The sequence below is a fragment of the Coleofasciculus sp. genome (genome assembly GCF_046539235.1).
Classification (GTDB): Bacteria; Cyanobacteriota; Cyanobacteriia; order Cyanobacteriales; family Coleofasciculaceae; genus Coleofasciculus.
The window spans coordinates 1-14485 of the sequence record NZ_JBKHHI010000144.1 but is presented as its reverse complement, the minus strand read 5'-3'; the positions used below and the strand labels follow the sequence as shown (position 1 = coordinate 14485).

Annotated in this window: 7 protein-coding genes; 6 read left to right on the top strand and 1 reads right to left on the bottom strand. The window is 45.5% G+C overall.

Annotated elements, in window-relative coordinates; genetic code table 11:
* From ACLFWI_RS14635 to ACLFWI_RS14615, 5 genes are all read left to right on the top strand, one after another.
* The coding region (locus ACLFWI_RS14635; protein WP_446413527.1) for an XRE family transcriptional regulator at positions 1–183 on the top strand (183 nt) is incomplete at its 5' end.
* Positions 184–377: 194 nt separating this feature from the next.
* Complete coding sequence (locus tag ACLFWI_RS14630) at positions 378–1778, top strand: hypothetical protein (RefSeq protein ID WP_446413526.1); 1401 nt, start codon at positions 378–380, stop codon at positions 1776–1778.
* A gap of 108 nt (positions 1779–1886) precedes the next feature.
* On the top strand, positions 1887–5483 hold the full coding sequence (locus ACLFWI_RS14625; RefSeq protein WP_446413525.1) for a hypothetical protein: 3597 nt from the start codon (positions 1887–1889) through the stop codon (positions 5481–5483).
* A 12-nt stretch (positions 5484–5495) separates the two neighbouring features.
* Positions 5496–6026, top strand: coding sequence for a hypothetical protein (locus ACLFWI_RS14620; protein ID WP_446413524.1), 531 nt, complete (start codon positions 5496–5498; stop codon positions 6024–6026).
* A gap of 123 nt (positions 6027–6149) precedes the next feature.
* Complete coding sequence (locus ACLFWI_RS14615) at positions 6150–7322, top strand: YbjN domain-containing protein (RefSeq protein WP_446413523.1); 1173 nt, start codon at positions 6150–6152, stop codon at positions 7320–7322.
* A 42-nt stretch (positions 7323–7364) separates the two neighbouring features.
* On the opposite strand, the gene ACLFWI_RS14610 is transcribed toward ACLFWI_RS14615, so the two are convergent.
* Positions 7365–11936 carry an SNF2-related protein gene (locus tag ACLFWI_RS14610; RefSeq protein ID WP_446413522.1) on the bottom strand — a complete coding sequence of 1524 codons (4572 nt, stop codon included), beginning with the start codon at positions 11934–11936 and terminating at the stop codon, positions 7365–7367.
* A 344-nt stretch (positions 11937–12280) separates the two neighbouring features.
* On the opposite strand from ACLFWI_RS14610, the gene ACLFWI_RS14605 reads away from it, so the two are divergent.
* Positions 12281–14428, top strand: a complete 2148-nt coding sequence (locus tag ACLFWI_RS14605) for a polyribonucleotide nucleotidyltransferase (protein WP_446413521.1) — start codon at positions 12281–12283, stop codon at positions 14426–14428.
* The last annotated feature ends 57 nt before the right edge of the window (positions 14429–14485 follow it).

Sequence of the window (14485 nt, the reverse complement as noted above, 5' to 3'; positions counted from 1 at the left end):
AATAAATTGGCGGTGGCATTAGGCATTGAGCGCACCATCGTCAATCGTTGGTTTCATGAACGCGCAGATCCCACGGCTGAGACGGTAGCAGATATCGTCAAGGCGCTTAAGGATATTAATCCAACCGCCGCCGAAACGTTTGTCGAACTGTATTTAGGTGAATTGATTAAGAATGAAGAGTAGAAGCAATGCGTACCTATACAACCTATACAGAGGATAAGAATCTCATTGAGAGGGAGAAGCGATCGCGCCCCTTAACAAAACCTATTTAGCTAACCACCTAAATTTTGATGACAATTGAGTCCATTTCCAGCACTAAGCAGGTAGAATAGAGTGATTCTTCAGCAGAATTACTGCGATCGTTGAGGCACTCGGCAATGTCTTCTCACGAACACCTCTGGAAAAAAGGCTTCTCAAAGCCCAATTCGACACCTGTGCCGAATCCCTTCACAATACAGAGGCGTCGTGTCAAACCCTTACCACCGCCATTATCACAAAAGGAAAAACTACAGCTCAAACAACAAGCTGAGCAAATCTCCCAGTTAGGTTATAACTCCCAGAACATTCCGATTAAGACACCAGCTCCCACAGTAGCGAGTCAAAGTCAGTTAACATCGGGTGAGATCACGAACCAGCAGCCGACTACTGATGCTGTAGACATTCAGGCGGATGTGTCGGAAGTTCAAGAAGAGACAAAAGAGCCAGAGAATCTTGCTTTGGCTGAAACCTCAGATTCTTCCTCTTCCGATGGTAATATTCAGCGTCAAGAAATACCGGATAGTGAAGCGGAGGCAATAACTGAATCGGATACCGATACCATTGAAAAGTCAGAAGAAGAACCTGACATTCAAGCGAAAGCCGAACAACCTTCTCGTAATTTCCTCGAACTCCCGGTTAATGCTCCGGGTACATCGCCATCCTCTATACAAAGACAGATAAACTTCGGAGGATTTGGCAATTCGATTCAACAGCAGCCCGTTGAAAACCAGGAAAAGGTTGAGCCAGAAGCTGAACAAGAGCCGCAGGAATCGGATGAAACTATCCAACGCCAGCAAATCCCAGAGGCTGAAGAAGACGAGATATCATCGAGTGAGTCTCAAACGGTTCAACGCCAATCCGAACCCTCAGATACACCCAATCAACAAACTGAAAAATCAGAAGAGTATCATAATTTTCTCTCCATTCCAGTAAACGTTCCCGATACACCGTCATCCTCGATTCAGAGACAGGTTAATTTTGGCAGGTTGTCGAATCAGGTTGTCCAGCCAATAAAATCCCCTCCTAACCCCAGATTCAATCGACTCAATACCTTTACATCACAGCAAATTGAGTCACCAGTCAAACCCGTTAATCCTGTATTGAATCACTCATCGCCTCAAACGGTTCAACGTCAGGATAATGCCGAGGCTGAAGACATCCAAAACCAACCCCTCCAGAAACCAGAGGAAGAAACGGTTCAGAAAAAAGGAACACAGTTACAATCCTCTGACGCCACAGCTACACCCTCTCTAGAACAATCCATTCAACGGAAGCGCGGTAGTGGACAAGCCCCACAACAGGAGAATGAGTCGCAGCAAAAGCAGCAAGAACTTGATACTCCGAAACCTAAGAGTTTATCGGATAAGAGTTCCGAATTTTTATCAGATAAACAACAACCTTTATCCTTACAACAAGAGCAAACTCAACCCGAATCCCTAGAGGCAAAAAAGCTGGAAGATAATCCGCTGGAATTGACCTCTAACAAAGAACAGCAAATACCTCAAACCAAGGTAGAGTAAGTAGCTGCCCAGGAAAACCAGCAGCCTGAAACAAATACAAAGGAACAGCCTCAACAAAAAGTAGAAACTCCTGTAGAAAGCCAAGTTGAAACGGGAACGGCGGGAAGCATGGGTAATGCCCCAACACCGCCAACCGCGATGACTCACCAAACTCAAGACACTGGTTTGGGTGGAGGTACAGAGGGAGAAGGAGCGGCATCAGCCCCCCAAGAAGCTGTTACGATTACGGCGGAAGATCCCGGTAAGATTATCGAACAGCTAAAAAATACACCACCGACGCAAGCTATTTCTGCTTACGCTCAAGCCGAAACCGCTTCAGTTCCAGCACTAGACAAACAAAAACAAAACCTACAGGAAACAATACCAGAAATTCCAGCACCGACTGGATTACCTGCTCAAGGAACAGAAGCTACTCAAACAGCAGAGAAAGCCGCAACAAAAGCCGCTCAATCAAAAGGAGAGCCGCAGGTTGAAGTGAAAGCTGAAGGTTCAGCTCAATCCGAAGCTAACTATGATACCCAAGTCTCAGAAGCTCCTCCTGCTCCACCACCTGCACCAACCCAACTCGCTGGTGGTAATGTTCCACAAGAAGGACAGAATGACGAAGCCCTGAGTCGCAGCGCTCAACAAGCTTTGTCTAATGTCCAGATGAACAGCAGTCAAATTAGCACCAGTGCTGGAGAACGTCCTAATGTGGATTTAAGTGGAGACGCTTCTCCGGCTCAAATTCAGTCCACTCAGACACAATCGAATCAAGAGTTACAAACTGCGAAAGCCCAAGCCGTTACTGACACGAATCAAGACTTTGGTGAGAATAGCATTTTCCCCAAAGCCAGCAATGAAACCCTCAAAGCAAACAAAGAACTCTCGGCTATTGCACCGCCGACAATTCAAGGACTGGAAGCGCCTGCTGTACCAGGAGAAGCCGCAGGCGGACTGAATCAATCCTTGACGCCTTTCCTGAGAGAAAAAATTGGAGCAGAACAAGAGAAATATCAGGCAGGTAAAGATAAGTTTGACACCGATACAGTCCAAGCCAGAGCAGATGCTGACCAGGAAATTGCTGGTTTAGATGAAGAAACGAAACAGAAACAAATAGCCGAACAAGAACAAGCCAAGACAGAAGTCACTCAAGCCAGACAGGAGTGGCGAACCGAACTCGATACAGTTGATCAGGACTATCAGGAAAAAGCTAGTCAAGCTAGTCAGGAACAGCGAGATAAAATTGACACCGAAAAGCTTAAAGGAGAGGAGAAAGCTGCCAAACATCTAGAAGACGCGGAGAAGGAAGCGGAACAAGAAAAACAGAAAGCCGACAAAGAAGCCAACAAGAAGAAAGAGGAAGGCGAAAAAGAATCAGGTGGATTTTTGGGTTGGGTGAAATCGAAAGCCAAAGCCTTGATTGATGGCATTAAACAAGCCGTTAATTTCATCTATGACAACCTTCGCAAAGCCGTTAAAGCAATTTTTGATGCCGCCAAAAAACTAGCGACAGCAGCGATTGATTTAGCGCGTCAAGCAATTGTTGGATTAATCAAAGGCTTTGGTGCAATTCTTAAAGGGTTAGTCAAAGTTGCTTTTGCTGCCTTTCCAGAAATAGCCAAGAAAATCAATGCCAAGATTGACCAAGCAGTTAAAAAAGCCGAGAAAGCGGTTAATGCTGCTGCTGACTTATTAAAGAAAGGAATTTCTGCGGTTCTCGATTTTCTTGCCAATACCTTAGACTCTTTGTTGGGTCTCATCCAAGATATTTACAACGGCGCTTTCACCGTTATCGGCATGATTATTAACGGTGAGTTTGCTGAACTATTTAAACGTATTGGCAACCTGGTAGAAGCCGCTAAGACAGCACCAAGTCAATTTGAAACGGCGGCTTTAGAGGAACTGTTGGGCGGAAATCTTGACCAACCGCTCTCACCTCAAGAATTATCCCAAGCCGCCGCTATGGGTATTAGTTTACCCAACCAACAAGGAGAAAGTACGGCGTCAGGTGGCGAAGCGTCAGAGTTACCGAGTCCCCCTTGGACGACTCAAAATGTTGGCGTTGATGGCGTAGAAAACAACATGGAATTCTCCCCTGAGTTAGTCACCCAGTTAATGGAACAAACCAATGGTGATGGGGAAGTAATGCTGGGTGAGTCTAATGATGAGAGTCGCTCAATGGAAGCGATTATGGCGGAAGCCACTGGTCAAAAGCAGGAGGGAGGAGAACAAGCCCCCGAGACTATTCCCGATGATGGACTAACCCCGAAACAGCGAGCCGAAATCAAGTGGGAGATGATGAAGCAAGGGATTAGTCAGTGGTGGTCAGATAATTGGCCCATTGTTTTGGGTGCAGGAGTTGTCGGGGTTGCGGGATTCATTGCGGCAAATATCGTTACAGGTGGAGCGATAACGGCGGCTTTACCAACCATCATGGCTGTCGTTGGTTCCTTATTTGCTGGAGTAACCATTGCTCAAATTGGGGGTCATATCCGCGACTATCTGGCTAAGGGTTGGGAAGGAGAAATTCAACCCGGAGGTAAGAGTTTAGCCAAAGGTTTAGCCGCAGGAGCGATTGAATTATTGTCCTGGTTGACCTTCAAAGTTGGTGGAGCAGCCCTTAAGGGTGCGAAGGCGGCGGCTAAAGGTGCGAAGGCATTAGCTAAAGGAGGTGTCCAAGTTGCTAAGAAGGTCACGCAAGCAGTTATTAAGGGTGCGAAGTACCTGATTCAGAAAGGAAAGGTACTGTTTAAGGGAATTGCTGGAAGTGGTATTGGTAAACAGTTTAAACGTCTCCAGGATTTGGGTCAGGGACTGTTGAACAAGATGCGCTTTAAAGCTTTCCGTATTCGGGTTAAGAATCGAAGATTTAAACTTGAAGGATTGATAAATCCTTGGATACTTCTTGCTAATGGAAGAATTATAGAACTCCAACAAGACGAATTGCCAGAATTGGCTAGGATAGGAGACGAACTGACGAGCCCAGCAGGTCGTGGACAGGTTGTTGCACTTGGGGACGATTTACCCGATAATCAGCTAATATCACTTATTGATAGACGTTCTCCAAAGGGTACAAAAACTCAGATAGTAGATGGTAGAAAAACTAAGGTAGAGATTGATAATCCACGCAGTAGTGCTGAAGATGCAATTCCTAGAGAAGACTATGAAAAATTGGTAGAGGAGTGGAAAAAATATCAACAGCAACTAGCCCAACGCCGTCACAAAGGTATGCAAAAACATTCTCAGGGAACTGATCAAGGAGACTGGGAAAGATATCAACACTATATGGCTGAACGTGGTCGCAAAGCGGCTGGGGAACCAATGACATTTGAAGAATGGACTGACCTTAGCCGTAAAAAGCCTTCTTCGCCCAAACTTACTCCAGAGCAACAAGCTGCACATGATAGCTTGGGTAACTGGAGCGATCCTAATTCAAAGGTTTATGGTCATGCTGTAAAAACTCATAGACCCCAAAGAAATCCTCAAGAACTGATAGATCGTGCTCGCAGTACAAATAATCCCCAGGGACATTGGAAAAATGAAGAGTTTATCATTGAAGCAGAACAACTAGCACCTTTTGAACCGGGTGAACACGTTATCAATATGGGTAAACCAGTTGGTGATGTCTATCTTCCTAATGGAGAAATACTCAAAAATGTCAAGCTTGTAAAAGTCATTCGTGATACTGACGGAATAGTAAAAACAGCGTACCCTTTTAGTTAAACAATAGCCAAGATGAGTCAAGAATTTCAAATAGTTTACTGGTGGAAGAAGCGAAATAAGCCCACTTCTTTTATCAAAATAGTAGACGCAAGTAAACTCTCTATTTGTTTGGATTACTTCCTATCAATTTACCAAGGTCAGTTTACTGTCAGTGTCCGAGGTCATGAGGCGTACTTCGATTTAGATCCAGATTTATCTACTATTTTTGAGGCGATTCCTAAGGTTTTGACAAAACTAACAAAAGACACCAATCACGCATTAGAGATTGATTTCTTTGAGCAAGGTACAGATGTGGGAATGTTGATGGAACGCCAAGATAATGTAATTCAAATCCGTTTTGAGACTGCACCGGGTTCAGGTATGAGATTTAAGTTTTTACCTGAGACATATATTACCGTTCCAGCTAAACAGTTTTTAGAGCAGTGGCTCCAATTCATCAGAGATGTGCTGAAGGCTCTCTTGGAATTACAACCCGAACTTGTGAGTGATGAAAGTTATCAACAATATTGTACTCAACTTGAGCGTGTGGAATCTCAAGTTTAATTTTAACCGGCTATATCGGGAAATTAATCTGGCTTCCCAAAAAAACAGTAAGAAACCCTCTTAATTTTATACATTATTGCCAGTAAGTTAGCTAGTTTTGAGACTGGAGATTAAAAGGCAAGCATGGAAAGCAGTACAGAGCATTATTCTTTCAGGAGCAAACTATCTTTTCTTGAGCATGTCGAATCAACTCTAAATTTATTAGGGATAGAACTAGCAATTGTTACCCAGAATAACAATATTACAGAATGTTATCTGACCTTTCAAGTTAGCCCAGACATCTATCAGCGCATTAACAAAGAAGCCTTATTCAACCTAAAACCAGAAATCCGCAGTCCTTTCTCAAATGGAGCTTTTCAAGCCACAACTGATATTACAATCAAAGCCACTTTAGACACAGCTTTACTACCTCATCTAACTGACAATGTTGCAACTCCGAAACAAGCAGAAATTTACCTCCAACACCTTAGCCAGGAACAACCTAATCATCCTCTCCTCTCCGTGCATAGTTGGTACGCCACACAAGTCAGCCAAAAGACTACTGGTTATCGCACTCTCTGGTATTATCTTAACCCTGCCGATATTAATGCCAACGGTATTGATCCTGAAAAAATGAATGAAGCGATGTTCAATTTTGCCCAGGAGTGGGCTAAAACTAACGGTTCAGGAGTGACTGAAGATGCTGTAAAAGAAGCAGTGGAGGAAATGACCCAAAACTTTGCTGAGATAACTGACAGCATTTCGGAAATGACTCAGGAGATGGTTTCAGAAACTGTTGAAGAGATGACAAATGCCTTTGCAGAACTAACTGAAACTATTTCTGAGATAACCGAAGACGTTGCTTTGGAAAGGACTATTTTTCAGGTGATGGTCAGTTTTTTTCAAGAGGAAAAATGGGCATTTAAACAGCTATATAACTCAACTTTGCATCTCCTATTTCAAGGGAAAAATGGTCAGTTAAACTGCTATGCTAGAGCCAGAGAAGCACAGCAACAATTTGTTTTTTATTCCCTCTGTCCAGTTAAAGTTTCTCAGAAGAAGCGCAAACAGTTAGGAGAGTTTGTTTGTCGCGCTAATTTTGGCATGATTATCGGCAACTTTGAACTAGACTTCAACACAGGTGAAATTCGCTACAAAACTAGCATTGATATTAAAGATAACTTTCTGACCGAAGAAACATTGAAACAGTTGGTTTACACCAATGTCTTAACTATGGATCAATACCTTCCGGGTATTGAAGCCGTGATTTCTAGCAAAACATCACCAGAAGAGGCGATCACCAAAATCGAATCTTGACTTATCCGAGAATCCGACGACGCGCGATCGCACACCTCTCCCTTACTCATCAATCACCGCCGTGCGGTCAAGCAATAGCAGCGATCGCAACTGATCTGTACCCATATCCGTTACCCAGTCTTCCCCGGCTTCTACCGTCTGTTCAGCCAACTGCTTCTTACTTTCAATCATGTCATTAATCCGTTCTTCCAGCGTTCCCGTACAGACAAACTTATGCACCTGTACATTGCGAGTTTGACCAATTCTAAACGCCCGATCTGTCGCCTGATTCTCCACCGCCGGATTCCACCAGCGATCAATGTGGAAAACATGATTTGCCCGCGTCAAATTCAGTCCAGTTCCTCCCGCTTTTAATGACAGAATCAGAATCGGTGGTCCTTCGGGGTCATTTTGGAAACGGTCAATCATTTCCTCCCGTTGTTTCTTGCGAGTTGCGCCATAGAGGAACAAGATTTCCTGATCAAATTGTTTGGCTAAATAGGGTTTCAACAGTTTCCCCCATTCCGCAAATTGGGTAAAAATTAAAGCGCGATCGCCTTCAGAAATTGCTTCGTCTAACATTTCCTGTAAACGCAGTAATTTCCCCGAACGCTTGGCGTCTTTTAAGGATTTCTCTTTTAATAATTGGGCGGGATGATTACAGACTTGTTTGAGTCGCATCAGCAAGGTTAGAATTAATCCCTTGCGCTTAATTCCCTCCGCTGCTTCAATTTCTACCAATGATTCATCCACCAATTTCTGATACAGGGCGGCTTGTTCTGCGGCGAGTCCACAGAATACTGTCATCTCCTGTTTCTCTGGCAAATCTTGAATAATCGTCTTATCAGTTTTCAGACGGCGGAGAATAAAAGGTTGCACTAGCGATCGCAAAGTTTGCAATGAATCCCTGTCGCCAAACTTCTCAATTGGCATAGCAAACCGCCGTTGGAAAAATTGGCGATCGCCTAAATATTGGGGATTGAGAAAATCTAAAATTGACCACAATTCCGATAATCGGTTTTCTACAGGGGTTCCGGTTAAGGCAATGCGAAATTCTGTCGGCAGTTTCCGCACAGCTTGCGACTGTTTCGCCCCTGGATTTTTGATGTTCTGCGCCTCATCTAATACGACACCTTGCCAGGATACAGATTCTAGGGTGGCGGCATCTCGATACACTAATGGATAACTGGTAATCACTAAATCCTGATTCTTAACCGCTTTGGCAAATGTCTTGCCTTTTGAGCGTTTATCGCCATGATGTACCATAGCTTTGAGCGTCGGAGCAAATTTTTTCACCTCCCGTTCCCAGTTTCCCAGTACGGATGTGGGACAGACTAATAATGTGGGCGATTCCAGAACATCTTGCTCTTTTAAATGAAGTAGAAAGGCAATGGTTTGAATTGTGTTATGACAAAGAATGTTATTTGCCACAAAGTTGTGATGGTGGCTGACTTCAAAATCATACACCCATCCCTCATAGTCGATATCCTCGATCTCCTGAATCTGACAGTAGAAAACTTCTTGATCTAGGAGACACTGTAAGCGTTCTTTGGTGAAATTTAATTGGGGTTTGTCGAGTTTTGTATAAACATCCAGAGTTTGAGATGTCCACGTCGATGGTTTTTGGTGTCGATAGTCTCGTTCCGCCACGCCACTGATAATGTGTTCCATTCCGGCGACAACTCGTTCTAGGCTAGCTCGTGAAAATTGCTGTGAGCCATTAAGATAGACTGTGTTGTGCATCCCCAAATGCCGGAATGGTAATTGAGTCGCTGTGACGGTTTCCGCTACGATATCAGATGCCGGAATTCCTTCTACATTCGTGTTACTGACTCGTTCACAGATTTCTTTTAATTTGCGCTGTTTTTCTGGGTAATTAAATCCAATCTCTTCTAAGAATCGACGTGCTGAATTGCCACCGATTGTACCACTATAGTAAGTGTGGATAATTTGTTTGCCATTTGTTGCTGTTTGGTGTTTGGATGAAATTCGTAACCAAATTCCCAAGCGCCGTAGTAATACAGAGAGTTGCTGAATCAGTAAGGGGGAAGCTGTAATGATTTCAATACTTCGCATCTGATAAATAACAGACGCTTCCGCATCGAAATAGTTTTGGAGGAATATCTTTACCGTATCTAGATCTGCCTGCATAATAAAATCTGGAATAGATTTAGCCTGCGATCGCATCCCCCAACTGTATCCTTTGGTTTGTAAGAATTCTCGGTAGGCTTGGCTATTGATTCGCAGATCTGGTACTCGATTCGGGTAGGTACAAATACTAGGATTATTGATTTTTAGGTTGTACCGCTGACCGATTTTTTGGAAGATTTGGAGCAAGTCTTGTGAACAGTCTTTGTCTTGCTGTGAAATGTTGACCCTCGCTCGATCCGATTCCTCACATCCTGCGGCGATTTGCCAAGCCAAAAACTTCACCAAATCCGGATCTTCGGGTTGCCCATGCCAAATCATTCTGGCAGGTACACCGACATAATCACCCACCTGAAAATTAGTCGTCCAACCGTGATGGGTTAATAGTTTATGACGATAGGTAATCGTAATTCGGCTCCCATCTTTAAGCTTAACGGTGCGTAGTTTTTCCTGCACTCGCTGGCGATAGAGACGCTGAATGGGAGCGGTGGTCATTTTATGGGTTTGTGAGTCAATGGCATTAATCAGTAACGACTCTGTTGGCTGACTCCAAAATCCCTCCCCATCAAATTCCGCTTCTGTTGCATACTGTTTCCAAATATCTTCAGCTTGGATAACTGTTCCATTGACGGAAATTAATGTACTAGGCGCGACGCATTTTCCCAATCCCATATCGTCGGCTAAACAAGCACCTAAGCCCCAACGTTCCAAAAAGGCTAGCCAACTCGCGCCTCGAAGTTGATAAGGGCGTAGTGTACCGTTAAAGTCTTGGGGAACTTCAATCGGTTCAATTGTGCGATTTCCGGTGAGATTGGTAATCAACTCTTGCAGCGCCCCGGATGCTTCAAAGTGAACGACAGGCAGTTTTCCTAATGTTTTGGTGTCGCCTGTCGCCAGTCGTAGGGCGTCTTCGACTGACAGACTCATATCTTCCTTTGATGCTGTCAGAATGGTGTGCGCCGCCCGCGCATCCGCAGGTTGCAGGGCAATCCATTCGCCATTAACTTCAACTAAGGGGGATTTGAGGGACATCAACCGTTGGAATTCGGATTTGGAGAGTTTGGTATCACCAATTGCTAAATCCCATTTAAATTTCAGCAGGCTTTGTAATCCTAAGCGTTCGTCTTTTTTGGATTTGGGTGCTTCTGCGGTAATACTAATGCCGAGGCGTTTTTCTCCTGATCCGGGGGCTAATCCTGGGGGTAAGATAATCCCCAAGCCACTGTCTTGTAGTCGCCATGCGCTGGCTTTGATAAATTCATACACTTGGACAGGGTTAAGTTCACAGAATCGCGGACAGCGTTCGTGTAAGCTGGCTTCTAAGGGGGGATAGAGGCGAGAGGCTAATCCTAATCCTTTGAGTAAGGTTTCCTGGGGCTGTTCAATGGTTCGTCCGTGATAGTCTAATTGTTCGACAGGATGCCGCCAAATCGTTTTGGCATCGACTAATAAGTCTGCCTCGTCCATGGCTTGCAAGCAATAGTCAAGCCGCCAGTTGGCTTCATCGGGTTGGGGCGGTTGTAAGACTAAGCAGGTGCGGAAGAGATTTTGGGTTAAACCTTGGGTGGTGGGAGTAACCAGGTGCTGTTGAATTGAGGTTGTCCAAGTGGAGAGTGCTGTATCTAAACGTGCGATCGCCATTGGTTCGACATCCAGGCTATCCTTGGCGCTACAGAGGGCTTGCAGCCATTCGGGTAGGGGTGAGGTCGCGGTTGGGGGTGATAGTGATTCAACCCAATTTTGCACCTGAATATCAATGGCGTGTCTTAAAAAGTTTAAGATTATTGATTGGGGATGTAGAGACGTTGCATGCAACGTCTCTACATTACCCTCATACGCTTGACAAGCTAAGGGCATGGATTGGGTAAACTCGGCTAAGCGAGTTTGATCGGTGGCGCTGTCGAGGAGGGGTTGCCAGTAGGCGATGGCTTCGCCATTGGGCTGGCGATACAATCCGGGTAAAAATTTACACCGAGTTAGTAAGTCTAAACTCCAGCGATAAACATGAGTCCAAAACCGTAAGTCCGATCCGACGTAATTATCGGAGACGTTGAATCCCCCTAAAGGTAGAGATTGAAGAAAGGGGAGGGCGGCTGAGGGAGTGAGACGGTAGCCAGCAACGTTCCATGGGTGCAGTTCTAGGGATGAGGAGTCTGTCTCATCTGTCGGGAGTTGGGCAGAAAGAATCGGGTAGGCTGATGTCTTAGCAGGGGCGGGGTGAGTGGGTAATACGAAGACTTGGGTTTGCCAGGAGGCGATCGCACTCTCCGTATCTCTGTGGCTTTTTCCGGTTCCTGGTTGGGGAAGGGTTAAGCCGCGATCGCCTAAAAACTCGCTTAACTCTGCCTGTGTCATGGCAAAGGGATGGGGCAAAATATCCAAGTTGGTAGCAAAGTTAACAGACGCTAAAGGACGCCATTGTTCTCCCCAAACAAATAAATAACTATCAGATTCGCCAGTAATCCAACTACCATGTAAAATTGCCATGTTTATAGAAAAATGAAAATAGAACCCAATACTATCAATTGCTGCTTGTCAAATGTTTAATTTTCCAGGATGAGTGTGAGGCAGCAAGTCTCGCAATGATAACTTAAAACTTGGTCGGGGTGAATTTAGTCGCATCTGGATAAAAAACCATAATAGTGAAACCTGCCCCGACTAACCTCAAAACTCAGATGCACTATGGCAGATCTGGAACATTCAAAACCAGGTTCCCTCGAAAGTCGTGAATGGTCAACATTTAAAACCATTTTCAAAGCAACCTTATTCCATAAGTGCTAGGATTGCGACAGAGAAAAAAACATGATAAACAGAGAAGGGTAACGAACCAAATGGTAGAGTTAGACAAATCAATATCCTTTGATGGACGGGATATTCGGCTAAGAGCCGGTCTACTAGCACCCCAAGCTGGGGGAACTGTACTAATTGAATCAGGAGATACAGCGGTTTTAGTCACGGCGACTCGCTCAGCGGGTCGAGAAGGCATCGATTTTCTCCCCTTATTAGTGGACTACGAAGAAAGACTGTATGCAGCCGGTCGAATTCCGGGTGGGTTTCTGCGCCGCGAAGGGCGTCCTCCGGAAAAAGTAACACTCACCAGCCGTTTGATTGACCGCCCGTTGCGCCCCTTGTTTCCCAGTTGGCTACGGGATGATATTCAGATTGTAGCCACAACCTTGTCTATGGATGAACAAGTGCCACCGGATGTGCTGGCGGTAACTGGGGCATCAGTAGCGGTACTGCAAGCCCAAATCCCATTCTATGGTCCGATGGCAGCAGTACGGGTGGGGCTAGTTGGAGATGATTTCATTATTAATCCAACTTACCGCGAAATCGACAATGGTGATCTAGATTTGGTGGTCGCGGGTTCTCCCCAAGGGGTGATCATGGTGGAAGCCGGGGCGAATCAACTGCCAGAACGGGATATTATTGAGGCGATTGAATTTGGTTATGAAGCCGTACAGGATTTAATTGCGGCTCAGCAAAATCTGCTCAAAGAATTGGGGATTGAGATTATCCAAGCCCAAGCGCCAGAAACCCCGTCGGAACTAGAAGATTTTATCCGCGATCGCGCCACGAAATCGATAAAGAAGGTCTTGTCTCAGTTTGACTTAGATAAGCATGGTCGTGATCAAGCCTTGGATGAAATCAAGGAAAATGAAATTCTGGCTCCCATCGCTGAACGTCCAGAGGATGATCCCCTGCGGGTGGCGGCGGCTGATGATCAACTGCTCAGCAGTTTGTTCAAAAGCTTGACCAAGAAGCTGATGCGATCGCAAATTGTCGAGGACGGGGTGCGCGTTGATGGGCGTAAACTGGATCAGGTACGTCCAGTGTCTTGTCAGGTGGGTCTATTGCCCTCTCGTGTGCATGGGAGTGGTTTATTTAATCGCGGTTTGACTCAAGTCTTGTCTACGGTGACGCTGGGAACGCCTGGGGATGCTCAAATGTTGGATGATCTGAATCCCGAAGAAGAGAAGCGTTACCTGCACCACTATAACTTTCCGCCCTTTTCTGTGGGGGAAACCAAACCCATGCGATCGCCGGGACGCCGGGAAATCGGTCACGGGGCGTTAGCGGAACGGGCGATTATTCCCGTGTTACCGCCGCAAAATGAATTTCCTTATGTGATTCGGGTGGTATCGGAGGTGCTTTCCTCCAATGGTTCAACCTCGATGGGTTCGGTTTGTGGATCGACTCTGGCTTTAATGGATGCAGGGGTGCCGATTACCAAGCCTGTCAGTGGGGCGGCGATGGGATTGATTAAGGAAGGCACGGAAGTCCGGATTCTCACCGATATTCAAGGAATTGAAGACTTTTTGGGCGACATGGACTTCAAAGTCGCGGGAACGGATAGCGGGATTACCGCGTTACAAATGGATATGAAAATCACCGGGCTGTCCATGGAAATCGTTGCCAAAGCGATTGAACAAGCCAAACCAGCGCGACTGCACATCTTAGAAAAGATGCTGGCGACAATTGACAAACCCCGCCCTGATTTGTCTGCATTTGCGCCACGCTTGCTGACGATGAAGATTGATCCGGACTTAATCGGGTTGGTGATTGGTCCTGGTGGTAAGACGATTAAAGGGATTACGGAACAAACCGGTGCCAAAGTCGATATTGATGATGATGGCACAATTACGGTTTCTGCTGTTGAAGGGGAAAAGGCAAAGAAAGCGATTACCCTAATTCAAGGCATGACCCGGCGTTTAGAAGAAGGGGATGTTTATGCAGGGCGCGTGACTCGGATTATTCCCATTGGTGCCTTTGTGGAAGTGTTACCCGGGAAAGAGGGAATGATTCACATTTCCCAACTGGCAGATTATCGTGTCGGTAAGGTCGAAGATGAGGTGGCTGTTGGCGATGAAGTGATTGTGAAAGTCCGCGAAATTGACAACAAAGGTCGGATTAATCTGACTCGTTTGGGAATTCATCCCGATGAAGCAGCCGCAGCGCGTGCAGCAGCGACAACTTAGATGGTTTTGGAGTTAGCTGAACGTTAAGTCAATTGTCAGTAAGCCTCAGCATCCGCC

Coding starts and splice junctions, on each gene's coding strand:
- ACLFWI_RS14630 (WP_446413526.1), top strand. CDS start 378: ATGTCTTCTCACGAACACCTCTGGAAAAAAGGCTTCTCAAAGCCCAAT.
- ACLFWI_RS14625 (WP_446413525.1), top strand. CDS start 1,887: ATGGGTAATGCCCCAACACCGCCAACCGCGATGACTCACCAAACTCAA.
- ACLFWI_RS14620 (WP_446413524.1), top strand. CDS start 5,496: ATGAGTCAAGAATTTCAAATAGTTTACTGGTGGAAGAAGCGAAATAAG.
- ACLFWI_RS14615 (WP_446413523.1), top strand. CDS start 6,150: ATGGAAAGCAGTACAGAGCATTATTCTTTCAGGAGCAAACTATCTTTT.
- ACLFWI_RS14610 (WP_446413522.1), bottom strand. CDS start 11,936: ATGGCAATTTTACATGGTAGTTGGATTACTGGCGAATCTGATAGTTAT.
- ACLFWI_RS14605 (WP_446413521.1), top strand. CDS start 12,281: ATGGTAGAGTTAGACAAATCAATATCCTTTGATGGACGGGATATTCGG.